This is a genomic window from Serratia sp. TSA_7 (assembly GCF_052692135.1).
In genome coordinates this window covers 1-24,179 of sequence record NZ_JBQZFU010000005.1, presented here as the reverse complement: position 1 = coordinate 24,179, position 24,179 = coordinate 1, and the positions used below count along the sequence as shown (strand labels likewise).

23 protein-coding genes are annotated in these 24,179 nt (G+C 56.2%); 20 read left to right on the top strand and 3 right to left on the bottom strand.

What is annotated here, in order from left to right:
- Positions 1 to 490: 490 nt before the first annotated feature.
- The 12 genes from udp (at position 491) to hemB (ending at position 11,205) form a co-directional block, all read left to right on the top strand.
- Positions 491 to 1,252: a uridine phosphorylase gene (gene udp / locus ACUTQW_RS16735; protein WP_004951021.1), complete on the top strand. Its 762-nt coding sequence runs from the start codon at positions 491 to 493 to the stop codon at positions 1,250 to 1,252.
- A 218-nt stretch (positions 1,253 to 1,470) separates the two neighbouring features.
- A complete protein-coding gene (locus tag ACUTQW_RS16730; protein ID WP_006323093.1) occupies positions 1,471 to 2,253 on the top strand; it encodes a tyrosine-protein phosphatase in 783 nt (260 codons plus the stop codon).
- Between the two features lie 86 nt (positions 2,254 to 2,339).
- Positions 2,340 to 2,870, top strand: a complete 531-nt coding sequence (locus tag ACUTQW_RS16725) for a DedA family protein (protein WP_037432064.1) — start codon at positions 2,340 to 2,342, stop codon at positions 2,868 to 2,870.
- A gap of 131 nt (positions 2,871 to 3,001) precedes the next feature.
- Positions 3,002 to 4,546: a DNA recombination protein RmuC gene (rmuC, locus tag ACUTQW_RS16720; RefSeq protein WP_006323095.1), complete on the top strand. Its 1,545-nt coding sequence runs from the start codon at positions 3,002 to 3,004 to the stop codon at positions 4,544 to 4,546.
- 79 nt (positions 4,547 to 4,625) lie between these two features.
- Positions 4,626 to 5,381 carry a bifunctional demethylmenaquinone methyltransferase/2-methoxy-6-polyprenyl-1,4-benzoquinol methylase UbiE gene (ubiE, locus tag ACUTQW_RS16715; protein WP_004951027.1) on the top strand — a complete coding sequence of 252 codons (756 nt, stop codon included), beginning with the start codon at positions 4,626 to 4,628 and terminating at the stop codon, positions 5,379 to 5,381.
- 13 nt (positions 5,382 to 5,394) lie between these two features.
- Positions 5,395 to 6,003: a ubiquinone biosynthesis protein UbiJ gene (gene ubiJ, locus ACUTQW_RS16710; RefSeq protein WP_020438304.1), complete on the top strand. Its 609-nt coding sequence runs from the start codon at positions 5,395 to 5,397 to the stop codon at positions 6,001 to 6,003.
- Positions 6,000 to 7,631 carry a ubiquinone biosynthesis regulatory protein kinase UbiB gene (gene ubiB / locus ACUTQW_RS16705; RefSeq protein ID WP_006323097.1) on the top strand — a complete coding sequence of 544 codons (1,632 nt, stop codon included), beginning with the start codon at positions 6,000 to 6,002 and terminating at the stop codon, positions 7,629 to 7,631. Before ubiJ ends, ubiB begins: the two co-directional genes overlap by 4 nt.
- A gap of 80 nt (positions 7,632 to 7,711) precedes the next feature.
- Positions 7,712 to 7,975: a Sec-independent protein translocase subunit TatA gene (gene tatA, locus ACUTQW_RS16700; RefSeq protein ID WP_006323098.1), complete on the top strand. Its 264-nt coding sequence runs from the start codon at positions 7,712 to 7,714 to the stop codon at positions 7,973 to 7,975.
- Positions 7,976 to 7,978: 3 nt separating this feature from the next.
- A complete protein-coding gene (tatB, locus tag ACUTQW_RS16695) occupies positions 7,979 to 8,557 on the top strand; it encodes a Sec-independent protein translocase protein TatB (RefSeq protein ID WP_006323099.1) in 579 nt (192 codons plus the stop codon).
- Positions 8,558 to 8,560: 3 nt separating this feature from the next.
- A complete protein-coding gene (gene tatC / locus ACUTQW_RS16690; protein WP_004951035.1) occupies positions 8,561 to 9,331 on the top strand; it encodes a Sec-independent protein translocase subunit TatC in 771 nt (256 codons plus the stop codon).
- A 54-nt stretch (positions 9,332 to 9,385) separates the two neighbouring features.
- Positions 9,386 to 10,168 (top strand): 3'-5' ssDNA/RNA exonuclease TatD, encoded by a 783-nt coding sequence (gene tatD, locus ACUTQW_RS16685; protein ID WP_006323100.1) that lies wholly within the window; start codon positions 9,386 to 9,388, stop codon positions 10,166 to 10,168.
- Between the two features lie 14 nt (positions 10,169 to 10,182).
- A complete protein-coding gene (gene hemB / locus ACUTQW_RS16680; RefSeq protein WP_006323101.1) occupies positions 10,183 to 11,205 on the top strand; it encodes a porphobilinogen synthase in 1,023 nt (340 codons plus the stop codon).
- Between the two features lie 47 nt (positions 11,206 to 11,252).
- Here the strand turns inward: hemB and rfaH are convergent, their stop codons facing one another.
- Positions 11,253 to 11,741: a transcription/translation regulatory transformer protein RfaH gene (rfaH, locus tag ACUTQW_RS16675; protein ID WP_004951038.1), complete on the bottom strand. Its 489-nt coding sequence runs from the start codon at positions 11,739 to 11,741 to the stop codon at positions 11,253 to 11,255.
- 245 nt (positions 11,742 to 11,986) lie between these two features.
- On the opposite strand from rfaH, the gene pepE reads away from it, so the two are divergent.
- The 3 genes from pepE (at position 11,987) to fre (ending at position 15,048) form a co-directional block, all read left to right on the top strand.
- Positions 11,987 to 12,712, top strand: a complete 726-nt coding sequence (gene pepE, locus ACUTQW_RS16670) for a dipeptidase PepE (RefSeq protein WP_006323102.1) — start codon at positions 11,987 to 11,989, stop codon at positions 12,710 to 12,712.
- Between the two features lie 64 nt (positions 12,713 to 12,776).
- Complete coding sequence (ubiD, locus tag ACUTQW_RS16665) at positions 12,777 to 14,297, top strand: 4-hydroxy-3-polyprenylbenzoate decarboxylase (RefSeq protein ID WP_004951040.1); 1,521 nt, start codon at positions 12,777 to 12,779, stop codon at positions 14,295 to 14,297.
- Between the two features lie 49 nt (positions 14,298 to 14,346).
- Complete coding sequence (gene fre, locus ACUTQW_RS16660) at positions 14,347 to 15,048, top strand: NAD(P)H-flavin reductase (RefSeq protein ID WP_004951041.1); 702 nt, start codon at positions 14,347 to 14,349, stop codon at positions 15,046 to 15,048.
- Between the two features lie 172 nt (positions 15,049 to 15,220).
- On the opposite strand, the gene fadA is transcribed toward fre, so the two are convergent.
- Entirely contained in the window at positions 15,221 to 16,384 is a 1,164-nt protein-coding gene (gene fadA / locus ACUTQW_RS16655; RefSeq protein ID WP_006323109.1) for an acetyl-CoA C-acyltransferase FadA, read from the bottom strand.
- A 10-nt stretch (positions 16,385 to 16,394) separates the two neighbouring features.
- Entirely contained in the window at positions 16,395 to 18,584 is a 2,190-nt protein-coding gene (gene fadB, locus ACUTQW_RS16650; RefSeq protein ID WP_006323110.1) for a fatty acid oxidation complex subunit alpha FadB, read from the bottom strand.
- A gap of 234 nt (positions 18,585 to 18,818) precedes the next feature.
- On the opposite strand from fadB, the gene ACUTQW_RS16645 reads away from it, so the two are divergent.
- From ACUTQW_RS16645 to hemG, 5 genes are all read left to right on the top strand, one after another.
- On the top strand, positions 18,819 to 20,015 hold the full coding sequence (locus ACUTQW_RS16645; protein WP_006323111.1) for an MFS transporter: 1,197 nt from the start codon (positions 18,819 to 18,821) through the stop codon (positions 20,013 to 20,015).
- A gap of 112 nt (positions 20,016 to 20,127) precedes the next feature.
- Positions 20,128 to 21,459, top strand: coding sequence for a Xaa-Pro dipeptidase (gene pepQ, locus ACUTQW_RS16640; RefSeq protein ID WP_006323112.1), 1,332 nt, complete (start codon positions 20,128 to 20,130; stop codon positions 21,457 to 21,459).
- Entirely contained in the window at positions 21,459 to 22,073 is a 615-nt protein-coding gene (locus tag ACUTQW_RS16635) for an IMPACT family protein (RefSeq protein WP_006323113.1), read from the top strand. Before pepQ ends, ACUTQW_RS16635 begins: the two co-directional genes overlap by 1 nt.
- Before the next feature lie 34 nt (positions 22,074 to 22,107).
- Positions 22,108 to 23,559, top strand: coding sequence for a Trk system potassium transporter TrkH (gene trkH / locus ACUTQW_RS16630; RefSeq protein WP_004951050.1), 1,452 nt, complete (start codon positions 22,108 to 22,110; stop codon positions 23,557 to 23,559).
- 22 nt (positions 23,560 to 23,581) lie between these two features.
- Positions 23,582 to 24,115 (top strand): menaquinone-dependent protoporphyrinogen IX dehydrogenase, encoded by a 534-nt coding sequence (gene hemG, locus ACUTQW_RS16625; RefSeq protein ID WP_006323115.1) that lies wholly within the window; start codon positions 23,582 to 23,584, stop codon positions 24,113 to 24,115.
- Positions 24,116 to 24,179: the final 64 nt, after the last annotated feature.

The following is a 24,179-nucleotide window of genomic DNA, read 5'->3' as shown; positions in this document are numbered from 1 at the left end:
AAAAAAGCGCTGAGAATAACTATAGGAAAGATTACCCGTTATTGGCACCCGGTTGAGCATTTTCGGTCAAGTCTGTAAAAAACGATTAATTATCTGGCTTTAGCGCATTTTTGTTATCTTTTTATCAGGATATTGCGCATTTTGGCCTGCATTAGCGCCATAAGGTACGTTAGCCCCATTTTTTGTTGCTAAGTCGCCGATAAAATAAGGCTATTTTTCGGTGGCGACATAAGTGGCCTCGTGGTGGGAAAAGGGGCCTGTCGCCAAGAGGAACGGCGGTAAACGGCGGGCTGTTTTGTCGGCTAGACTTGTGGCAAGTGCGGCGTTTACAGCGTCTTTGGGCTATTTAATGTGACTTTTGTCACAAAAATTATGTAGATTTATCTTTGTTTCTTTATTCATGGTGATGGCCATCACGAAATTGGATGGCGATTTTCAGTAGAGTACTTTTTTGTTCCTCCCAATAAACATGATCTATGAGGAGTCTCGTATGTCTCAATCTGATGTTTTTCATCTCGGCCTCACTAAAAACGATTTACAAGGGGCCCAGCTTGCCATCGTTCCGGGCGATCCGCAGCGCGTAGAGAAAATTGCCAAGCTGATGGAAAATCCGGTGCACCTGGCTTCCCATCGTGAATTTACTACCTGGCGCGCAGAGCTGGACGGCAAGGCGGTGATCGTCTGCTCCACCGGCATCGGCGGCCCGTCTACCTCTATCGCCGTTGAAGAATTGGCGCAACTGGGGATCCGTACCTTCCTGCGTATCGGCACCACCGGGGCTATTCAGTCGAACATCAACGTCGGCGACGTGCTGGTCACTACCGCGGCGGTTCGCCTTGACGGCGCCAGCCTGCACTTTGCGCCGATGGAATTCCCGGCCGTGGCCGACTTTGCCTGCACCACCGCACTGGTCGAGGCCGCCAAGGCCAGCGGCGCCACCACGCATATTGGCGTGACCGCGTCTTCTGATACCTTCTATCCGGGCCAGGAACGTTACGATACCTATTCCGGCCGCGTCGTCAGCCGCTTTAAGGGCTCGATGGCAGAATGGCAGGCGATGGGCGTGATGAACTATGAAATGGAATCCGCCACTCTGCTGACCATGTGCGCAAGCCAGGGCCTGCGTGCCGGTATGGTTGCCGGCGTGATCGTCAACCGCACCCAGCAGGAAATTCCAAACGCAGAAACCATGAAAAACACCGAAAGCAAAGCGGTACAGATTGTGGTTGAAGCGGCACGCCGCCTGCTGTAATCGCCTCCCCCTTCAACGGGCCGCCAACGCGGTCCGTTTTTCCATTCAGCCTTAATCTGTTACGGTTATATCCACGCCTTGCAAACTGCGGCTGGCCGCAACGTGAAAGCCAGGGTGTATATAGCCATCAGCGCCATCCTTTCGGCCGCCTCTTTATCCGTTGATTTCGGTTTTGCCGTTCAGGTTGCGCCTTTTAGACAATAACCACGAGGACGTCTATGACCGCCCAGATTCTGCTTCATCCTTCACTTGCTCCGCTTGATGGCGGCATTAATTTCCGCGATCTAGGCGGCAACGGCGTCGTCGGTGGTCGCCGCATCAAACGCGGTCTGTTGTTCCGTTCCGGCTCGCTGAATTGCCTGACGGAAAACGACTGCACCTTCCTGGCCGGCGTGCCGGTGCGCTCGGTGCTGGACTACCGTGACGCCGACGAAGTGCAGGACAAGCCTGATATTCTGTGGCGTGGCGCCGATTACCATCATGTTCCGGCCAACCCATTGAGCAGTGGGGTTAACGCTAACCTGGAAAAGCTGACCAGCCAGACGTTGGCCGGTTTCGACGCACAGGCGTTTATGCAGGAGCTGTATCGCCGGCTGCCGTTCGGCAATCCTGCGTATAAACGGCTGACCCAACTGCTGCTTACCCCCGATAGCGGCGCTATCGTCCAGCATTGCGCGGTGGGTAAGGATCGCACCGGGGTGGGGGCGGCACTGGTGTTGTTTGCCCTGGGGGCTGACGAGGCGACGGTGGTTGAAGATTACCTGCTGACCGAAACCACGCTGGCGACCTTCCGCGAGCACATGCTGGATCAACTGTCGATTCGCCTGAACGCCTCGGCGCTGGGGCAGTTCACCTACGTGCTAAGCGTCCGCGAAGAGTTCCTGATGACCGCCCTGAGCGGTATTCGCACTCAATACGGTTCCACCGATCGCTGGCTGGAGGCAGAATACGGCCTGGGCCCAAGTCAGCGTGAAACGCTGCAGGCGTTCTACCTCGAGTAAACCGCGACATGTTTAGTCGGGGTTTAACCTGCCCCGGTCGGCATTGCGTATCCTTGGCACAGGAAACCCCGTATCAGGAGCCCGTATTGAGCCTCAACGACATTATCAACTGGGTCAGCGATGCCGTGCGTCAGCACGAAGGCTGGGCCATCCCCATTATTTTCTTCCTGGCATTCGGCGAATCGCTGGCGTTCTTGTCCCTGCTGTTGCCGGCCACGGTTATCCTGCTGGCGCTGGGCGCGTTGATTGGCGAGAGCGGCATCGCTTTTTGGCCTATCTGGGCCGCCGCTGCCATAGGGGCATTTTTCGGCGACTGGCTTTCTTACTGGATCGGTTACCACTATCAAGACCGCGTGGCGCACATGTGGCCGTTATCGCGTAATCCGCAGTTGCTGGACCGCGGCCATGCGTTTTTTGAACGCTGGGGCGTGCTGGGCATTTTTATCGGCCGCTTCTTCGGGCCGCTGCGCGCGGTGGTGCCGCTGGTCGGCGGTATCTGCGGCATGCCCCAACGTTACTTCCAACTGGCGAATATCACTTCAGCGATGATCTGGGCGTTCGGCATTCTTGCGCCGGGAGCCTTTGGCATCAAGTGGTTAACCCAGTGGTTTGGCTAGTTTTTGCCTGACTTGCGCGGCGTTTCGCAATATTGCGTTGCCGGTGCAAAATCAGACTGGACATCCATACAGCATCCCCTTAACGTGACGGGCAACGGGCGCATAAACGGCAAGGCGTAACAGGAGGCAGGGTGGATACCAGTTTGGTTTACGGTGTGGGCGGGGTAGTGGTCGGCATACTGTTGGGGTGGTTGATCGCCAGCCTGCGCGTGCAGCAGGCCCATGCGCAGCATGAAACCGAGCTGCGGCTACTGGAACAGTCGTTGCAGCAGGCACAGCAGGAAACGGCGGCCCGGCAGGACGTTCTGCAACGCAATGAACAGCAAATGCGGCAAACCGATTTGGAGTTACGTAATTTGCACAGCCAATTGGCGGCCGGGCACGAAAAGCTGCAACAACTCAATCACTGGCGCACCGAATGCGAACTGCTTAATCAGGAGCTGCGCGCCCAACGCGAGGTCAACAGCGCCCAGGAAGCCGAACTGCGGGAAGTGACCATCCGTCTGGAAGAGACCCGCATGGCGGCGGAAGAGAAGCAGCGTTTGCTGATCAACAGCGAACAACGGCTCACCACCCAGTTTGAAAACCTGGCCAACCGCATCTTCGAACACAGCGGGCGCAAGGTGAACGAACAGAACCAGCAAAGCCTGGATCGCCTGCTGCTGCCGTTGCGCGAACAACTGGACGGTTTCCGCCGTCAGGTGCAGGACAGCTTTGGCCAGGAAGCCCGCGAACGCCATACCCTGACCCATGAAATACGTAACCTTCAGCAACTCAACGCGCAGATGGCACGTGAGGCGATTAACCTGACCAAGGCGCTGAAAGGCGACAATAAAACCCAGGGCAATTGGGGCGAGGTGGTGCTGAGTCGGGTGCTGGAGGCCTCGGGTTTGCGCGAGGGGCACGAGTATGAAACTCAGGTTAATGTGCGGCTGGATCATCAAAGCCGTATGCAGCCTGACGTTATTGTGCGTCTGCCGCAAGGCAAGGATGTTGTGATCGATGCGAAAATGTCGCTGGTCGCCTACGAACGTTATTTCAACAGTGAAGACGACGCGGAACGCGAGGCAGCGCTTAGCGAGCATATCGCCTCGTTGCGCGGCCATATCCGCTTGCTGGGGCGCAAAGATTATCAACAGTTGCCCGGCCTGCGTTCACTGGACTATGTGTTGATGTTTATTCCGGTGGAGCCGGCTTTCCTGCTGGCCATCGACCGGGAGCCGGAATTGATAAGCGAAGCGCTTAAACACAATATTATGCTGGTCAGCCCGACCACGCTGTTGGTGGCGCTTCGCACCATCACCAACCTGTGGCGCTATGAGCACCAGAGTCAGAATGCTCAGCGCATTGCCGACCGGGCGGCACGGCTGTATGACAAGATGCGGCTGTTTGTCGACGACATGTCGGCGCTGGGGCAGAGCCTGGACAAGGCCCAGGGGAGTTATCGCCAGGCGATGAACAAACTGAGCGAAGGCCGTGGTAATCTTATCGGCCAAACCGAAGGGTTCCGCGCGCTGGGGGTTGAGGTGAAACGGCCGATCAATCCGTTGCTGGCACAGCAAGCAGGCGCGCAGCATTATGAAGATGAGGCAGCGGATGACGATGACGTCAGCGCGTTGCCGCAGGCGGAAGACGACGATTCCGCCGAAGAACCACGCTCCGCTTCGCAGGCATGACAGCCGCCTTGAGGTGGGGTATTCCGTGGGGTTCTGGTACACTCGACCACACAAAATTGACTGAATAGCAGGCAGGACAATGGCAGATCAATCGCAGGAAACCACAGATTTCGGTTTTCGCACCGTAGCTAGAGACGAAAAGCAGGCCATGGTGGCAGACGTTTTTCATTCGGTAGCGGCAAAGTATGACGTGATGAACGACCTGATGTCGTTTGGCATCCACCGTATCTGGAAGCGGTTTACCATTGACTGCAGCGGCGTGCGCCGTGGGCAGCGCGTACTGGATCTGGCCGGCGGCACCGGCGATCTGGCCGCCAAGTTCTCCCGCATGGTCGGTGAGCAAGGGCAGGTAGTGCTGGCGGACATTAACGACTCCATGCTGAAGATGGGCCGCGAGAAGCTGCGCGATCGCGGCATTATCGGCAACATCAGCTATGTGCAGGCTAATGCCGAAGCGCTGCCGTTCCCGGATAACTATTTTGACTGCATCACCATTTCCTTCGGCCTGCGCAACGTCACCGACAAAGACAAAGCGCTGCGTTCGATGTTCCGCGTGCTGAAGCCAGGCGGCCGCCTGCTGGTGCTGGAGTTCTCCAAACCGCTGCTGGCGCCGCTGAGCAAAGCCTATGATGCCTATTCGTTCCACGTGCTGCCGAAAATCGGCGAGCTGGTGGTGAAGGATCCGGAAAGCTACCGTTATCTGGCCGAGTCGATCCGCATGCACCCCGATCAGGAAACGCTGAAAGGTATGATGGGAGCCGCCGGTTTTGACAACGTGACCTATTTCAATCTTACAGGCGGTATTGTGGCCCTGCATCGTGGCTTCAAGTTCTGATATGGACATGCCGATGCTGCTAACCCCCTTGTTGACCGGCGCGCTGGAGACATCGCTCAATAGCCTGCTGTTCCGCGATCGCAGTATGAAGGCCGCCCGTCAGCGGTTGGCCGGCAAAATACTGCGTATTGAGTTGCAGGAACTTGCTTCGCCGCTGGTGCTGATTTTCAGCGAACAGCGGGTGGACGTGCTTGGCCAGTCTGAAGATACCGCCGATTGCACGGTGCGCAGTCGGGTATCGGTGTTGTTGAAGTTGCGCGATCGTCAGCAGCTTTCGCCATTGATGCGCAGCGGCGAGTTGATCGTCGAGGGCGATATTCAGGTGGTGCAGCAACTGGTGGGGCTGCTTGATCTGGCAGAGTGGGATCCGGCGGAATGGCTGGCACCCTATATCGGCGATATCGCCGCGCAGGGTATTACCCAGGTGCTCGGTAAAGGCGCAAGCCTGTTGAGATCGGGGTTGCAGCGTCAGCAGCATTACGTGGCGGAAACCCTGACGGAAGAGTGGCGCGTGGCGCCGGGGCCGCTGGAAGTGGTGTGGTTCAACGAGGAAGTTGACGCCACCGTTCGCAGCGCCGAAGCGCTGATTGCCCGCATGGACAAGTTGGAGGGTAAACGATGACCCCTGGCGAACTACGCCGCCTGTATTTGATCGTCCGCGTTTTTCTCAGCTATGGCCTGGATGAACTGATCCCCAAGATGCGCCTGACGTTGCCGTTGCGTTTTGGCCGCCGTCTGCTGTTTTGGATGCCAAACCGCCATGCAGACAAGCCTCTGGGCGAGCGTTTGCGCCTGGCTCTGCAAGAGCTGGGGCCGGTATGGATCAAGTTCGGCCAGATGATGTCCACTCGCCGCGACCTGTTCCCTCCGCAGATTGCCGATCAACTGACCTTGCTGCAGGATCGGGTTGCGCCGTTCGACGGCGCGTTGGCGCGCAAGCACATCGAATTGGCGATGGGTGGCCCGCTGGAAACCTGGTTCGACGATTTTGACCAGCAGGCGCTGGCATCTGCATCGATAGCGCAGGTGCATACTGCACGCCTGAAAACTACCGGGCAGGAAATTGTGCTGAAGGTCATTCGGCCGGATATTGGGCCTATCATCAAGGCCGATGTTCGCCTGATGTATCGTTTGGCCGGCTGGGTGCCGAAACTGATGCCGGATGGGCGTCGCTTGCGGCCGCGTGAAGTGGTGCGCGAGTACGAAAAAACCCTGTTGGACGAACTGAATCTGCTGCGTGAAGCGGCAAATGCCATCCAGCTGCGCCGTAATTTCGATGGCAGCCCGATGCTGTACGTACCGGAGGTTTACTCCGATTACTGCCGTGAAAGCGTGCTGGTGATGGAGCGCATCTACGGTATCCCGGTTTCGGATATCGCTACGCTGGAAAAACAGGGCACCAACATGAAATTGTTGGCGGAGCGTGGGGTGCAGGTGTTCTTTACCCAGGTATTTCGCGACAGCTTTTTCCATGCGGACATGCATCCCGGTAATATTTTTGTCAGCTACGATCACCCTGAAGATCCCTGTTATATCGGCATTGACTGCGGCATCGTCGGCTCGCTGAACAAAGACGACAAACGCTATCTGGCGGAAAACTTTATCGCCTTCTTCAACCGCGATTACCGCAAAGTGGCTGAGCTGCACGTCGATTCGGGCTGGGTACCGCGTGATACCAACGTAGAGGATTTCGAGTTCGCCATCCGCACTGTGTGCGAGCCGATCTTCGAGAAGCCGTTGGAGGAAATTTCGTTCGGCAACGTGCTGTTGAACCTGTTCAATACCGCACGCCGTTTCAATATGGAAGTGCAGCCGCAACTGGTGTTATTGCAGAAGACCTTGCTGTATGTTGAAGGCCTGGGGCGGCAGCTCTATCCGAAGTTGGATTTATGGACCACTGCCAAGCCGTTTCTTGAAAGTTGGATGCGCGATCAGGTCGGCATACCGGCGGTGATTCGCGCCCTGAAGGAAAAAGCGCCGTTTTGGGCGGAGAAGCTGCCTGAACTGCCTGAATTATTTTACGATAGTTTGCAGCAGCATAAACGGTTGCAACAAAGCGTTGATAAGCTGACCCATCAGATGCAGGGCCAGCGCGTTCGTCAGGGGCAATCGCGTTATTTGTTCGGCGTTGGCGCTACACTGTTAGTAAGCGGTACGATTTTGCTGTTAGGGAAGGTCGAGATTTTCCCCGCGTGGCTGATGGCTGCCGGCATCGTATCCTGGGTGATTGGCTGGAAGCGAACCACCTGAATTGATTCAAAACTCTGGTAAAAACTGCCGTATAATGCGGTAGATTTTGAAAAAACCCTGTAAAAATAGAGGTAACTGCAATGGGCGGTATTAGTATTACGCAATTGTTGATCATCGCGGTGATCGTGGTGCTGCTGTTTGGTACCAAAAAACTCCGTACGCTGGGTTCCGACCTCGGCGCATCCATCAAGGGTTTTAAAAAGGCGATCGGCGACGACAATACGCCTCCGACCAACACGGCTGAGAAAAGCAGCCTGGATGACGCTGACTTCACGGCAAAGCCTATTACCGATAAGCAGCCGGAAGTGAAAACGGAAGAGTCGAAGAACAAAGAGCAGGTATAAACCGTGTTTGACATAGGGTTTAGTGAACTGTTGCTGGTTCTGGTCATTGGCCTGGTGGTACTTGGGCCAGAACGGTTGCCGGTAGCGGTTAGAACAGTTTCGGGTTGGATCCGCGCCCTCCGTTCGTTGGCGGCTTCGGTGCAGAATGAACTCTCTCAGGAACTGAAGCTGCAGGAACTGCAAGACAGCCTGAAAAAGGTTGAGAAGGCGGGCCTGCAGAATTTGTCGCCAGAGTTGAAGGCGTCAATGGATGAACTGAAAGACGCGGCGGAATCGCTGAAGCGCTCCTATCATGGCGAAGACAAAGGCGAATCTGCGCACACCATTCATAACCCTCTGGTCACAGACCCGGAAGCCATTCATGACGGCGTGACCCCGGCGGAGGCTGCGACCACCGCCGCCTCACCGGCTGCCGTACCGAAACCGGTAGCGCCGGAGCCTGTCGTTGCGGCAACGCCGCAGGCAGTGCAAGCGCCGGCCGCGCAGCCGATTAAGCAGCCTGCTGCGGTGACCGTGGAGGCAACCCCAGAACCTGTTGCGGATAAAACCCCAGCGTCTCACCAACCTAGTGGCGATCGTTAAAACATGGCTGTTGAAGATACCCAACCCCTTATCAGTCATCTGATAGAACTGCGTAAGCGGTTGTTAAACTCGATTATCAGCGTGCTGGTGATCTTCCTGGTGCTGGTTTATTTCGCCAACGACATTTATCAACTGGTGTCTGCGCCACTGATCAAACAGCTGCCTGCCGGGGCGAGCATGATCGCCACCGACGTGGCGTCACCGTTCTTTACCCCCATCAAGCTGACCATGATCGTCTCGGTGTTTGTTTCTGCGCCGGTGATCCTGTATCAGGTCTGGGCCTTTATCGCCCCGGCGCTGTACAAGCATGAACGTCGCCTGATGATGCCTTTGCTGGTCTCCAGCAGCCTGCTGTTTTATCTCGGCATGGCGTTTGCCTATTTTATCGTGTTCCCGCTGGCGTTCGGTTTTTTTGCCAAGACCGCGCCGGCTGGGGTCATGATAGCCACCGACATCAATAACTACCTCGATTTTGTCATGGCGCTGTTTATGGCGTTTGGCGTGGCGTTTGAGGTGCCGGTTGCCATTATTTTGCTGTGCTGGAGTGGCGTCACTTCGCCGGAAGACCTGAAAAAGAAACGTCCTTACGTCCTGGTCGGGGCTTTTGTGGTTGGCATGTTGTTAACGCCGCCGGATGTCTTCTCGCAGACCTTGCTGGCGATCCCGATGTATCTGCTGTTTGAAGTGGGCGTGTTCTTTGCCCGGTTCTACACCGGCAAACGCCGCCCGCGACCGGAAGAAGAAGACGAGGGTGACGAACCCCCAGCGGCTTAATCCGCGTTTTGTCTCTAAAGCCGCCCGATGGGCGGCTTTTGCTTTGGAAAAACCATGTTTGATATCGGTGTTAATCTTACCAGCTCACAGTTTGCCAAAGACCGCCCAGCGGTGGTGGATCGTGCACGCGCCGCAGGGGTGAAGGGGTTGCTGATTACCGGTACCGACCTGCAGGAGAGCCAGGCCGCCAGTGAACTGGCGCAGTCACATGCCGCCTACTGTTGGTCTACTGCCGGTGTGCATCCGCATCAGGCCAGCAGTTGGAACGATCGGGTTGCGGAGCAAGTTCACGCCTTGGCCTCCCGGCCAGAGGTGGTCGCTATCGGTGAATGCGGGTTGGATTTCAACCGCAATTTCTCCACCCCGGCGCAGCAGGAAGAGGCTTTCAGCGCCCAGTTGGCGCTGGCCGCAGAGCTGGGGATGCCGGTATTTCTTCATTGCCGCGATGCGCACGCACGTTTTGCCGCGCTGTTGGTGCCGTGGTTGGATAAACTGCCTGCGGCTGTGGTGCACTGCTTTACCGGCACCGCCCAGGAATTAGACAGCTGTCTGTCGCTGGGTCTTTCGATCGGCATTACCGGTTGGGTCTGTGATGAACGGCGTGGCCTGGAGCTGCGAGCGCTGTTGCCGCAGATCCCGGCGGACCGTTTATTGCTGGAAACCGACGCACCCTATCTGTTGCCCCGGGATTTACACCCTAAACCCGCATCTCGCCGCAACGAACCCTGTTTTTTGCCCCATATCGTCCGGCAGGTGGCTGCCTGGCGGCAAGAAGATCCTGAATGGTTGGGACAGAAAACCGATGAGAACGCCCGCCGGCTGTTCCGGCTGGTATGAGTTAGGAGAAAACTATGAGCTATGCATTTCCGGGCGCCTTTCCAGGCCGCCGTATGCGCCGTGTGCGCCGTCATGATTTCAGCCGTCGTCTGGTGGCGGAGAATCAACTGACGGTTAACGACCTGATTTATCCGGTATTTGTCATGGAAGGCAGTAACCGTCAGGAAGCGGTAGCATCCATGCCCGGCGTATCGCGCATGAGCATCGATTTGTTGATTAAGGAAGCGGAAGCCATCGCCAAGCTTGGCGTGCCGGTGATCTCCCTGTTCCCGGTGATTGAACCTGGCCTGAAGTCATTGCATGCGGAAGAAGCTTATAATCCGGACGGTTTGGTGCAGCGTACGGTGCGTGCGTTGAAAGACGCGGTGCCAGAGCTGGGTGTTCTGACTGACGTGGCGCTGGATCCTTACACCACTCACGGCCAGGATGGCGTGATTGATGAGCACGGCTACGTCATTAACGATATCAGCAAAGATATTCTGGTGCGTCAGGCGTTATCCCATGCGGAAGCCGGAGCGGAAATCGTGGCGCCGAGCGATATGATGGACGGCCGTATCGGCGCGATCCGCGATCGTCTGGAGCATCAGGGGCTGATTAATACCCAGATCATGGCGTACTCCGCCAAATATGCCTCCTGCTACTATGGCCCGTTCCGCGATGCGCTCGGTTCCAGCGGCAATCTGAAAGGCGGCAACAAGAAAACCTATCAGATGGACCCTGCCAACAGTGACGAAGCGCTGCAGGAAATTGCGCAAGATCTCCAGGAAGGCGCGGATATGGTGATGGTGAAACCCGGTATGCCTTATCTCGATGTGGTGCGTCGGGTGAAAGACACCTTTGGCGTGCCGACCTTTGCCTATCAGGTTTCTGGTGAATATGCGATGCACATGGCGGCGATTCAGAACGGTTGGTTGCAGGAGCAGCCGGCGGTGATGGAGTCGCTGATGTGCTTTAAGCGCGCCGGGGCCGATGGCGTGCTGACCTACTTCGCCAAACGAGTAGCCCAGTGGATGCACGATGAAGCGATGCAGCGCTAAGGCGTGAGTATCCAATAACAAAGGCGCCATTTGGGCGCCTTTTCGCTTTATAACTTTTGGAACTGCCGATTATCGACGCTTTGGCTGACCTGCTTGTTAATCAGGTTCAGCAGCAACATCGAGCGCGCTTCCCCGTCCGGCTCGGTGTAAATCGCCTTCAGCCCTTCGAACATGCCGTCGACGATCAGCACGGTATCGCCCGGCTGAGGGGTTTCCGGGTCGAAGTAGGTTTCACAGGTATGAGTCTGCAGCTCTTCGATAACCTTCTGCGGGATGGTCGTCGGCAGCGAGCCAAAGCGCACGAAATGGCTGACACCACGCGTTGCACTGATGGTCGTTGTGTGAATGCGCTCCGGGTCGAACTCCACAAACAGGTAGTTGGGGAACAGAGGCTCGCTGACCGCAATGCGTTTGCCGCGCACGACTTTTTCCAGCGTGATGATCGGGCTCAGGCAGTTCACTTCCTGTCGCACCAGATGTTCCTGCGCCCGTAAAAGTTGGCCGCGTTTGCAATACAGTAAGTACCAAGATTCCATAATTTCACATGCCTTTCTGTCAGCCGGTAAGCATATCAAAAGCCGGTACGGATACATAGTGATGCAGGTTTCAGCCTGTAACATCCGTTATCTGCATGAATCGCCGGCAATTAGCGGAGAGTCACACACTTATTCGCACGGCTTGGGTATAACAGAGGGCTGAAAATTTGTTACCGTCGCAAGTATGCCTTGGCCTGATGCGGCCTGATGTGACGTTATTCATCGTTTTTGATTGAGGGGAAGACATGGAGTTATTTCTGTTGAGCAACGGCAAGCTGTCCGGCGAGGATGAATTGTTGGGTTATGCCAAAAGCCGACTGCTGGCGATGATTGAGCGCCACGGGATTACGTCTGCCGTATTCGTCCCTTATGCCTTGATCCGTACTGACTACGATCAGCGTGCGCAGGAACTGGCGCAGACCTTGGGTATCCAGGTGACCAGCGTTCATCACGCCGAATCTCCGGCGGCGGCGATTGATCAGGCGCAATGCATTTTGGTCAGCGGCGGCAACACCTGGATGCTGAACCAGATGCTGCATGAAAAGGGCCTGATCGTCCCCATCCAGCGGGCGGTTCGTGAACGTGGTGTACCTTATGTTGGTTGGAGCGCCGGCTGCAACGTCGCTACGCCAAGCATTCGCACCACTAATGATATGCCGGTGCGCAACAGCGTAGTGTTGCCGGCATTGGGTTTGTTCCCGGTACAGATTAACCCGCACTATATTGATGCGCATATCAGCGGCCACATGGGCGAAACCCGCGATGAACGTTTGGCGGAGTTCTGCGCGGTCAATCCGAGCGAATCGGTTGTGGCGCTGCGTGAGGGCAGCCTGCTGCACGTTGAGGGCAATGATTTGCGCTATTTCAGCGCCAGAGATCAAGGCTTCAAGGTGTTCCGCCACGGCGTGGAGGCCCGGGAGTATGACAATACGCAGGCGCTACGCCCGCTGGTGCCATTCACGTGCCACTGAGAACCGGCGATGTCTTTACCGGTGTTTAACAAAAGTGCAGCAACAACCGTGAAGAGGGCTTATAATGCCCTCCTCACTGGCCGTTATAATGATCAGCATGAAATACCGTGACTTACGCGATTTCCTCTCGTTGCTGGAAAAGAGAGGAGAACTAAAACGCATCAGCCAGCCGATTGATCCCTATCTGGAAATGACAGAAATTGCCGATCGTACTTTACGTGCGGGCGGCCCGGCGTTGCTGTTCGAAAACCCGAAAGGGTATGACATGCCGGTGCTGTGCAATCTGTTCGGCACGGCCAATCGCGTGGCGATGGGCATGGGCCAGGAGGATGTCAGTTCCTTGCGCGAGGTCGGCAAACTGCTGGCGTTTCTTAAAGAGCCGGAGCCGCCGAAGGGGTTTCGCGATCTGTTCGACAAGCTGCCGAAGTTCAAGCAAGTGCTGAATATGCCGACCAAGGTGCTGGGCTCCGCACCTTGCCAGGAGCAGGTATGGCAGGGCGATGACGTCGATCTCGGCCGCATTCCGGTGATGCACTGCTGGCCTGAAGACGCCGCACCGCTCATCACCTGGGGGTTGACCGTTACCCGCGGGCCGCAAAAAGAGCGGCAGAACCTGGGCATTTACCGTCAGCAGGTGCTGGGCAAGAATAAAGTGATCATGCGTTGGCTGTCGCACCGCGGCGGCGCGTTGGATTACCAGGAATGGTGCCAGGCGCATCCCGGTGAGCGTTTCCCGGTTGCGGTCGCATTGGGTGCAGATCCCGCCACTATCCTCGGTGCCGTCACGCCGGTGCCGGACAACCTGTCTGAATATGCCTTTGCCGGGCTGTTGCGCGGCAATAAAACCGAAGTGGTCAAGTGCATTTCCTGCGATCTGGAAGTGCCCGCCAGTGCGGAAATCGTGTTGGAAGGCTACATTGAGCCGGGTGAAATGGCGCCAGAAGGTCCGTATGGCGATCACACCGGTTACTACAACGAGATAGATCACTTCCCGGTATTCACCATTACCCACATCACCCAGCGTCGCGACGCAATTTATCACTCGACCTACACAGGCCGTCCGCCGGATGAGCCGGCGGTCTTGGGTGTGGCGCTGAACGAAGTCTTTGTTCCCATCTTGCAAAAGCAGTTCCCGGAAATCGTAGATTTCTATCTGCCGCCGGAAGGCTGCTCTTACCGCCTGGCGGTGGTGACTATCAAGAAACAGTATGCCGGTCACGCCAAGCGCGTGATGATGGGCGTCTGGTCGTTCCTGCGTCAGTTTATGTACACCAAGTTTGTTATCGTCTGTGATGATGACATTAACGCACGTGACTGGAATGATGTGATTTGGGCGATCACCACCAGAATGGATCCGGCAAGGGATACCGTAATGGTGGAAAACACGCCGATCGATTATCTGGACTTCGCTTCCCCGGTTTCCGGATTGGGATCGAAGATGGGGCTGGATGCCACCAATAAATGGCCGGGTGAAACCCAGCGCGAATGGGGCCGTCCAATTCAGATGGATGAAAAGGTGCGTACGCGCGTCGATGAAATCTGGGATGAGCTCGCAATTTTCAGTGACAGAGAACCGACGCTGTAGCGCAGGCTCTGTTCTCAGTTTTGCATTGATGACCCGACAGAGGGAACGCATGACAATATTGAGCTGTAAAGTGACCTCCGTAGAGGCCATTACCGATACGGTTTATCGGGTACGTTTGGTGCCAGAAGCGCCGTTTTCTTTCAAGGCAGGACAGTATCTGATGGTAGTGATGGATGAGCGCGACAAGCGTCCTTTCTCACTGGCATCGACGCCTTCACAGCAAGAATATATCGAGCTGCATATCGGCGCTTCGGAGCTGAATTTGTACGCTATGGCGGTGATGGATCGCATTCTGAAAGAGCAGGCGATTACCGTTGATATTCCGCATGGCGATGCCTGGCTACGTGAAAACGGTAGCCGTCCGTTGGTGTTGATCGCCGGCGGTACCGGCTTCTCCTATGCACGCTCAATTCTGCTGACTGCGCTGGAGCAACAGCCGGACCGCGATATCTCTATCTATTGGGGCGGGCGCGAGCTGAAGCACCTGTATGATTTGAGTGAGCTGGAAGCGCTGTCGTTGCAGCACCCGAACCTGAAGGTGATCCCGGTGGTCGAACAACCGGAGGACGAGTGGCGTGGCCGCAGCGGCACGGTGCTCAGTGCGGTATTGCAGGATTTCGGCACGCTGGCGGAGCATGATATTTATATTGCCGGCCGGTTCGAGATGGCCAAAATTGCTCGCGAGCGTTTCTGCGTTGAACGCGGTGCGCAGGAAGCGCATATGTTTGGCGATGCCTTCTCGTTCATCTGAGGCGTAAGGTTGACATAAAGTGGGGTGGCCGGTGGCTGCCCTTTTTTATTGGCGCGCCTGTAGATTTCAGGCATAAAAAAACCCGCCCCTGACAGGCGGGAAGTACGGCAACTAAACTTGTCAGGATGCTGCGGTTTGAATCAGTTACGCAGTCATCCCAATATAGACACAGCTAAACGCGTTCAAATACGGTGGCAATCCCCTGGCCCAGACCGATACACATAGTTGCCAGACCAAATTGCACGTCACGGCGTTCCATGTTGTTCAACAGCGTGGTGGAGATACGTGAACCCGAGCAGCCCAGCGGGTGGCCCAAGGCAATGGCGCCGCCGTTCAGGTTAATTTTATCGTCGATGCTGTCCAACAGCCCCAGATCCTTGATGCAGGGCAGTGACTGGGCGGCAAAGGCTTCATTCAATTCAAACAGATCGATGTCTTGTATGCTCAGGCCGGCGCGCTTCAGCGCCAGTTTGCTGGCCGGTACCGGGCCATAACCCATAATGGACGGATCGCAACCGACCACCGCCATAGAACGAATGCGGGCGCGGGCTTTCAGGCCGAGCGCTTTGGCGCGTGACTCGCTCATCAGCAACATGGCGGATGCGCCGTCGGATAAGGCCGAAGACGTGCCGGCGGTTACGGTGCCGTTGACCGGATCGAACGCCGGGCGCAGCGCCGCCAGGCTGGCAACGGTGGTTTCCGGGCGAATGACTTCGTCGTAGCCATAACGGGTCAGCACGCCATCGGCGTCATGGCCGGTGGTGGGGATGATTTCATTTTTGAAGTAACCGGCCAGGGTGGCGGCGTGCGCGCGTTGGTGCGAGCGTGCCGCGAATTCATCCTGCATCTGGCGGCTAATATTGTGCATCTTGGCCAGCATTTCGGCGGTCAGACCCATCATGCCGGCGGCTTTCGCTACGCTGCGGCTCAGGCCAGGGTGGAAGTCGACGCCGTGATTCATCGGCACGTGGCCCATGTGCTCAACGCCGCCAATCAGGCTAACCTGCGCATCGCCGACCATAATGGCGCGTGCTGCGTCGTGCAGAGCCTGCATGGACGAGCCGCACAGTCGGTTGACGGTAACGGCCGGTACGCTATGCGGGATTTCGGCCAGCAACGAGGCATTACGGGCAATGTTAAACCCCTGTTCCAGCGTTTGTTGCACGCAGCCCCAGTAAATATCGTCAATTTCGGCCGCGTCCAGAGCCGGATTACGGCTCAGCACGGCACGCATCAGGTGAGCGGAAAGATCTTCAGCGCGTACCTGGCGGAAAGCGCCGCCCTTGGAGCGGCCCATCGGCGTGCGTACGGCGTCAACAATAACTACGTTTTCCATCTTTATGACCTCATGCCGGTTGGCCAGTGGCGATATCGGACAATGGCGTCGCCACCGGGTAGTAGCTTTCATTGCGTTCAGCTTTGGCGCGCAGGCCGGCAGGCACTTGATACAGAGCGCCAAGATGCGCGTAACGCTGGGCCAGTTCGACATAGTTTGCGGTGCCAAGCGTATCCAGGTAACGGAACGCCCCACCGTGGAACGGAGGGAACCCGATGCCGTAAACCAACGCCATATCGGCTTCAGCCGGGCTGGCGATGATGTTTTCTTCCAGGCAGCGCACCACTTCGTTGATCATCGGGATCATCATTCGAGCGATGACTTCTTCATCGCTGATGGCCTGGCGTGGCTGGGAGACGGCGGCCAACAGCGCATCGGTCTGCTCATCGTTATCTTTACGCGGCTTGCCTTTGTTGTCCTGACTGTAACGGTAGAAACCCAACTGGTTTTTCTGACCAAAACGTTGGTTGTCGAACATCACGTCAATGGCGTCGCGATAATCTTTGCCCATACGCTCAGGGAAACCGGCCGCCATTACCGCCTGGGCATGGTGCGCGGTATCGATCCCCACCACGTCGAGCAGGTAAGCCGGGCCCATTGGCCAGCCAAACTGTTTTTCCATTACCTTATCGATTTGGCGGAAATCCACCCCATCGCGCAACAGCATGCTGAAGCCGGCAAAATAGGGGAACAGTACGCGGTTGACGAAGAACCCCGGACAGTCGTTGACCACGATCGGCGTTTTGCCCATGCGGGTGGCGTAGGCCACTACGGCGGCGATGGTGTTGTCGCTGGTCTGCTCGCCGCGGATGATTTCCACCAGCGGCATGCGGTGCACCGGGTTAAAGAAGTGCATGCCACAGAAGTTTTGCGGGCGTTTCAGTGATTTTGCCAGGTGATTAATCGGAATGGTCGAGGTATTGGATGCCAGCACTGTGTCTTCACCGATCAGACCTTCCACCTCGGACAACACTGCCGCTTTGATCTTCGGATTCTCGACCACGGCTTCAACGATCACCTGCGCGCGTTCGATACCGGCATAATCCAGCGTCGGCTGAATGGTCGACAGCACCTGCGCCATCTTCATGCCGTCCAGCTTGCCGCGCTCCAGCTGTTTGTTCAGCAGTTTGGCGGCTTCGTTCATGCCGAGCGCCAGGGATTTGTCGCTGATGTCTTTCATTATCACCGGCACGCCTTTCAGCGCTGACTGGTAAGCGATGCCGCCGCCCATAATGCCTGCGCCCAATACCGCAGCCTGCTTCGGCGCATCCGCGTTTTTGGCCAGCTTTTTCGCCTGGCTTTTCACAAACTGATCGTTGAGGAAGATACCGACCAGTGCGCGCGCTTCGTTGGAACGTGCCAAAGGCACAAAGCTGGCGGTTTCCAATTTCAAGGCTTCATCGCGGCCCAATTTGGCGGCGGCTTCGATGGTTTTAACCGCGGTCATCGGCGCTGGATAATGTTTGCCTGCGGTTTGCAGCACCATGCCTTTGGCGGTGGTGAAGCTCATGGCCGCTTCGATTGGGCTGAGTTTCAACGGATCGAGTTTCGGTTGACGATAGGCACGCCAGTCCAAGTGACCGTCAATAGCCTGTTGCAGCATTTTCAGCGCGGCTTCTACCAATTTCTCCGGTGCGACCACCGCATCCACCAGACCGACCTTCAGCGCGTCTTTGGCGCTGACGTCTTTACCGGCGGCGATAATCTCCAGCGCGCTGTCGTTACCCAACAGGCGTGGTAAGCGAACGGAACCGCCGAAGCCCGGCATAATGCCCAGCTTGGTTTCCGGCAGGCCAATGCGAGCATCGGGAGAAGCGACCCGGAAGTCGGTGGCCAGAATGCATTCGCAGCCGCCACCGAGCGCATAGCCGTTAATGGCCGAAATGGTCGGTACCGGCAGATCTTCCAGTCGGTTAAAGGTCGCGTTGGCGAAGGCCAGCCATTGGTGCAGTTTTTCAGCCGGAGCCGCGAACAGTGAAAGGAATTCGGTGATATCGGCACCGACAATAAATGCGGCCTTGCTGGAACGCACCAGCAGCCCTTTCAGCCCGGTCTGTTTTTCCAGTACGTCGAGCGCTTCGCCCAGGCTGGCAACGGTGCGGGTATCCAGCTTGTTTATCGAGCCTGGGGCATTGAACACCAACTCGGCGATGCCGTTATCGAGCCAGTGCAGTTGTAATGTTTCGCCTTGGTAGAGCATGTCTATCTCCTGAATCAGCGTTTGATCTGGTATGACCAGATGATGAGGAGTGTGGTTTTTATGTTAACAATATGCAAACCAGAGATTGCGTTTTTGCAAAGCGGATCACATGGGTTAAATTTAAGATATTGGTTTTATACGTAATTATATTTTAGGCGTTCTTGTCATTTGCCGGGAGCCAAAAGGCTCAATACACTTGCCCGAGATAGAGCGCTACCCACGCAGAGGTGCTGGATGAGTAAAGCGATATGTGCAAGACAGAGCGGATTTTGGAGTATTCCCGCCAGAACCATGACGCTGTCGTGTTTGCTGGTTTTTATGGCGCAGATGGCGACAACGGTGTATTTGCCTTCCTTGCCGACGGTGATGCAGGAACTGGCGATGACGCGCCGCGCCACTGAGCTTTCCATATCCCTGTTCGTGATTGGCGCTGCATTGCCAGTGCTGTTCTGGGGGGCCGCGGCCGATCGTTTTGGCCGCCGTTTGCCGCTGACGCTTTCTCTGGTGTCGTTTATCGGCTGCAGTGCGCTGTTGGCGTTTTGTCACAACGGGATCCAATTGTTGGTGCTGCGCACTCTGCAGGGTGCTGCTGCCGGTGGGGCGGCGATCATCGCGCGTATTATTGTGCGCGACAACTGGAGCGGGGATGAACTGGCGCGGCGTCTCTCGGTGCTGTCGATAGCCTTCATCACTGCACTGGGCGGCGGGCAGTTTATTGGCGGGCTGCTCAGCCGGTATTCGCACTGGCAAATGGGTTTTGTGTTGATGGGGCTAACCGGGCTGGCGATCCTGCTGTTAATGGCGACGTTGCCGTTGGAGGCGGGCCGTGCGATGGGTCAACGGCCTGCAATGGCGGCGACCTATTGGCGTATCCTGCTTCGTCCGGGCTTTTTCTGGCCGGCCTGCGTGGGCGGGGTGGGGTTTGCTACGACGGTAACCTTACAGGAGGTGAGCCCGTTTGTGATGCAGCAGGGCTTTGGCCTCAACGTTACCGCCTTTGGTGCGTTGGGGCTGGTGATCGGCGTGGCTTACTTTACCGGAGCGATGGCGGTGAACCGCACGGTGGCCCGTTTGGGCGGCAAACGGTTGATGCAGGTGGGAACGAGCATGGTCGCATTGGCGACCGTCGCGATTATGCTGTTGTGGTGGAGCGGCACGTTGGTGGGAGTTTCCGGCATGACGATATTCATTACCTTGTATTGCCTGACGATTTTTGGCCAGGCGGTGCTGTTCCCGAATAGCATGGCGATGGCCGTCAGCGACGCTAAAGAACAGGGTGCTTATGCCATGGCGTTATGCGGTTTTCTGCAGCAATGCCTGGCGGGCGTGGCCGCTGCCGGTGCTGTTTTGTTGGAGCATGGTGGTCTGTGGACGGTGGCAATTGCACTGCTTGGTTTACTTGGCTGGTTGATGGTTCAGCGGCGGATGTAACGACTTTACGCTGATTTGCGAACTGCCCCGCATGCCAGAAGTGATGGGGTTGGTGCGCCAGAGCGGTGTGTTAAGATGGCGCATTCCGTTTTAAGGGTATAAGGGTATTGTGATGGAAACGCTGGCTTCATTGTATAACGACCACCTGGCAGAGCTGCAAAAACGGGCGCGTGAGGTATTGGCGCGCAACAAACTGGATGCTCTGTTGATTCACTCCGGAGAACTGCAACGGGTTTTTCTGGACGACCATAGCTATCCGTTCAAAGTGAATGCGCACTTCAAGGCTTGGGTGCCCGTCACATCGGTACCGAACTGCTGGTTGTGGGTGGATGGCGTTAACAAACCGAAACTGTGGTTCTATTCGCCGGTTGATTACTGGCACAGCGTTGAGCCGCTGCCGGACAGCTTCTGGACCAAGTCTATCGATCTGTTGCCGCTGGCCAATGCAGATGATATCGCTCAGCAGCTTCCTGCTCAGCGTGAGCGTGTGGGCTATATCGGTTACGGGCAGCAACGCGCCCGCGATCTCGGTATCCCAGCGGAAAACGTGAACCCGAAAGCGGTGCTGAACTACCTGGATTTCCATCGTTCAATCAAAACCGGTTACGAGCAGGCCTGCATGCGCGAAGCGCAAAAGACGGCCGTTATGGGGCACCGTGCGGCCCATGAAGCCTTCCTGTCCGGCATGAGCGAGTTTGACATCAATCAGGCCTACCTCACTGCTACAGGTCACCGCGATACCGATGTGCCTTATGACAATATTGTGGCGCTGAATGAACATGCGGCAGTGTTGCATTACACCAAGCTGAACCATCAGCCGCCAGCCGAATCGCTGAGCTTCCTGCTTGACGCCGGTGCGGAATACAACGGCTATGCCGCCGATTTGACGCGTACCTATGCAGGCCAGAGCGGCAGTGATTTCGCACAGTTGGTGAAGGACCTCAATACCGAGATGTTGGCGCTGGTGGGTACCATCAAAACGGGAGTGCGCTACACCGACTACCATGTGCAGATGCATCAACGTATCGCCAAATTGCTCAAGAACCACAAGCTGGTGAGCGGTATCAGCGAAGAAGCCATGGTGGAACAGGGGATCACCACCCCATTCCTGCCGCATGGCCTTGGCCATCCTCTGGGCTTGCAGGTGCATGACGCCGCCGGCTTTATGCAGGACGAGCAGGGTACGCATCTGGCAGCGCCGTCCAAATATCCGTTCCTGCGTTGTACCCGAGTGTTGCAGCCCGGCATGGTGCTGACTATCGAACCTGGCCTGTATTTTATTGAGTCATTGTTGGCGCCGTGGCGTAGTGGTGAGTTTAGCAAGCACTTTGCCTGGGATCGCATTGATGCGCTGAAACCTTATGGGGGAATGCGTATTGAAGACAATATCGTGATCCACGAGAAGCGTATCGAGAACATGACGCGCGATCTGAATCTGGCCTGATGCAGCCTTATCCGATCCCTGCGGGGCCCGTCAGCGTCAGCGAGGAGATAAAGAAGAGTCGTTTTATCACCCTGTTGGCGCCGACGTGCGGGCCGGATGCAGCAAAGGCATTTATCCAACAGATCCGTGATGAGCACCCGGCGGCACGGCATCATTGTTGGGCGTTTATCGCCGGGCCACCGAATGATTCACAGCAGTTGGGTTTCTCCGACGACGGTGAGCCTTCCGGCACCGCGGGTAAACCGATCCTCGCGCAGCTTATGGGCAGCGGCATAGGTGAAATCACCGCCGTAGTGGTACGTTATTACGGCGGCATCAAGTTGGGCACCGGTGGCCTGGTGCGAGCCTATGGCAGCGGCGTGCAGCAGGCGCTAAAGCAGTTGATTGTGAGCAACAAGGTTCCGCAGGCCGAATATACTTTGCAATGTGACTATGCGCAGCTGGCGCTGGTCGAGAATCTGTTACAGCAAACTGAAGGGCGGATCGTTCAGGGTGAATATGGCGCCTGCGTCATGCTGCACCTGGCTTTGCCGGTAACCGTCGTTGAGACCTTTGGGAAAAAATTACGTGATCTCAGTCGCGGTAATTTGCATTTGATCCCTGTTTCGCAATAATTCCCCCAACTGAATTGCTAAGGATCGTGCTGAAATGCATTTTCGCGCCATAACCCGTATCGTAGGTTTGCTGGTCATCTTATTCTCCGGGACGATGTTTATTCCTGGTCTGGTGGCGTTGATATATCGCGATGGGGCGGGCAGGGCTTTCAGCCAGACCTTCTTTGTGGCGGTGACGATTGGCCTGATCCTGTGGTGGCCTAATCGCAAACAAAAACATGAGCTGAAGCCACGTGAAGGTTTCCTGATTGTAGTGCTGTTCTGGACGGTGCTGGGTAGCGTGGGGGCATTGCCATTTTTGTTCTCGGAGCGGCCTAATCTGTCGCTTACTGATGCTTTCTTTGAGTCGTTTTCCGGCTTGACTACCACCGGCGCGACGACGCTGGTGGGGTTGGATTCGTTGCCTAAAGCCATTTTGTTCTACCGGCAGATGCTGCAGTGGATGGGCGGGATGGGGATCATCGTGTTGGCGGTAGCAATATTGCCGATCCTCGGCGTCGGCGGCATGCAGCTGTATCGCGCGGAAATGCCCGGCCCGCTGAAAGATAACAAAATGCGACCGCGTATCGCCGAAACGGCCAAAACCCTGTGGCTGATCTATGTTCTGCTGACGATTGCCTGTGCGCTGGCGTTATGGGGGGCGGGGATGTCAGTCTTTGACGCTATCGGCCACAGCTTCTCAACCATCGCCATCGGTGGTTTCTCTACCCACGATGCCAGCATCGGTTATTACGCCAGTCCGACCATCAACACCATAATTGCTATTTTCCTGTTGATCTCTGGTTGTAACTACGGCTTGCACTTCGCCCTGCTAAGCGGTCGCAATCTGAAAGTGTACTGGCGCGATCCTGAGTTCCGCATGTTCATTGCCGTGCAATTTACGCTGGTTGTGGTCTGTACTGCGGTCCTGTGGGGCCATGGCGTCTATAAAACCGGCATGGAGACACTTAATCAGGCTTTCTTCCAGGTGGTGTCTATGGCGACGACTGCGGGTTTTACCACCGACAGCATTTCCAAGTGGCCGCTATTCCTGCCTATGTTGCTGTTGTGTTCTGCTTTTATTGGCGGTTGTGCAGGCTCGACCGGCGGCGGTCTGAAGGTTATCCGTATTCTGTTGCTGTATCTGCAAGGCTCGCGTGAGCTGAAAAGGTTGGTGCACCCTAATGCGGTTTATACCATTAAGCTGGGTAACCGTGCGCTGCCGGAAAGGATCCTGGAGGCGGTGTGGGGGTTCTTCTCGGCTTACGCCCTGGTCTTTATCGTCAGCATGTTGGCGATTATCGCCACCGGCGTTGATGACTTCTCCGCCTTTGCCGCCGTAACGGCAACGCTGAATAACCTCGGGCCGGGACTGGGCGTGGTAGCGGATAACTTTACGACTATGCCTGCGGCGGCGAAGTGGATTCTGGTATTGACCATGCTGTTCGGACGACTGGAAGTCTTTACGCTGCTGGTTCTCTTTACGCCAACGTTCTGGCGTGAATGATCCTGATAGAAGGAGTAACGCCGTGAAGGCACTGATTCTTTATTCGAGCCGTGATGGGCAAACGCGTTCTATCGCTTCTTATATAGCAAGTAAATTGCAGGATACATTGGGCTGTGACGTGATTGACTTGTTGCAGGCAGACAATGTCGATCTCAGCCAGTATCAACAGGTGTTGATTGGCGCTTCGGTGCGTTACGGCCATTTCCATCCGGTGCTGGAAAAGTTCGTTAAGCAGCATGCCGACCAGTTGAACCAGATGCCGAGTGCGTTCTTTTCCGTTAACTTGACCGCCCGCAAGGCGGACAAACGTTCACCGCAGACCAATGCCTATACCCGTAAGTTCCTGCTTTCCTCTCCGTGGCAACCAAAACAGTGCGTGGTGTTTGCCGGCGCGCTACGCTACCCGCGTTATCGTTGGTTTGATCGCGTCATGATTCAATTTATTATGCGCATGACGGGAGGAGAAACGGATACCAGTAAAGAAGTGGAGTATACCGATTGGCAGCAGGTGGACCGTTTTACTCAAGAGTTTAGCCAAATTCAGTATGAAAAGTGACGGAAATGCTGGCTTGTGCAGCGTTTTGCCGAAAAAATCCGCGCTTGAAAAGTTTTTTGCATTT

What these genes read in the sequence shown, in the direction of transcription:
- fadB (WP_006323110.1), bottom strand. Translation starts at nt 18,584, where the DNA reads ATGCTCTACCAAGGCGAAACATTACAACTGCACTGGCTCGATAACGGC.
- pepE (WP_006323102.1), top strand. Translation starts at nt 11,987, where the DNA reads ATGGAGTTATTTCTGTTGAGCAACGGCAAGCTGTCCGGCGAGGATGAA.
- ubiJ (WP_020438304.1), top strand. Translation starts at nt 5,395, where the DNA reads ATGCTGCTAACCCCCTTGTTGACCGGCGCGCTGGAGACATCGCTCAAT.
- tatD (WP_006323100.1), top strand. Translation starts at nt 9,386, where the DNA reads ATGTTTGATATCGGTGTTAATCTTACCAGCTCACAGTTTGCCAAAGAC.
- fre (WP_004951041.1), top strand. Translation starts at nt 14,347, where the DNA reads ATGACAATATTGAGCTGTAAAGTGACCTCCGTAGAGGCCATTACCGAT.
- ACUTQW_RS16645 (WP_006323111.1), top strand. Translation starts at nt 18,819, where the DNA reads ATGAGTAAAGCGATATGTGCAAGACAGAGCGGATTTTGGAGTATTCCC.
- ubiE (WP_004951027.1), top strand. Translation starts at nt 4,626, where the DNA reads ATGGCAGATCAATCGCAGGAAACCACAGATTTCGGTTTTCGCACCGTA.
- rfaH (WP_004951038.1), bottom strand. Translation starts at nt 11,741, where the DNA reads ATGGAATCTTGGTACTTACTGTATTGCAAACGCGGCCAACTTTTACGG.
- hemB (WP_006323101.1), top strand. Translation starts at nt 10,183, where the DNA reads ATGAGCTATGCATTTCCGGGCGCCTTTCCAGGCCGCCGTATGCGCCGT.
- ACUTQW_RS16730 (WP_006323093.1), top strand. Translation starts at nt 1,471, where the DNA reads ATGACCGCCCAGATTCTGCTTCATCCTTCACTTGCTCCGCTTGATGGC.
- tatA (WP_006323098.1), top strand. Translation starts at nt 7,712, where the DNA reads ATGGGCGGTATTAGTATTACGCAATTGTTGATCATCGCGGTGATCGTG.
- tatC (WP_004951035.1), top strand. Translation starts at nt 8,561, where the DNA reads ATGGCTGTTGAAGATACCCAACCCCTTATCAGTCATCTGATAGAACTG.
- ACUTQW_RS16635 (WP_006323113.1), top strand. Translation starts at nt 21,459, where the DNA reads ATGCAGCCTTATCCGATCCCTGCGGGGCCCGTCAGCGTCAGCGAGGAG.
- udp (WP_004951021.1), top strand. Translation starts at nt 491, where the DNA reads ATGTCTCAATCTGATGTTTTTCATCTCGGCCTCACTAAAAACGATTTA.
- pepQ (WP_006323112.1), top strand. Translation starts at nt 20,128, where the DNA reads ATGGAAACGCTGGCTTCATTGTATAACGACCACCTGGCAGAGCTGCAA.
- trkH (WP_004951050.1), top strand. Translation starts at nt 22,108, where the DNA reads ATGCATTTTCGCGCCATAACCCGTATCGTAGGTTTGCTGGTCATCTTA.
- ubiB (WP_006323097.1), top strand. Translation starts at nt 6,000, where the DNA reads ATGACCCCTGGCGAACTACGCCGCCTGTATTTGATCGTCCGCGTTTTT.
- ubiD (WP_004951040.1), top strand. Translation starts at nt 12,777, where the DNA reads ATGCCCTCCTCACTGGCCGTTATAATGATCAGCATGAAATACCGTGAC.
- fadA (WP_006323109.1), bottom strand. Translation starts at nt 16,384, where the DNA reads ATGGAAAACGTAGTTATTGTTGACGCCGTACGCACGCCGATGGGCCGC.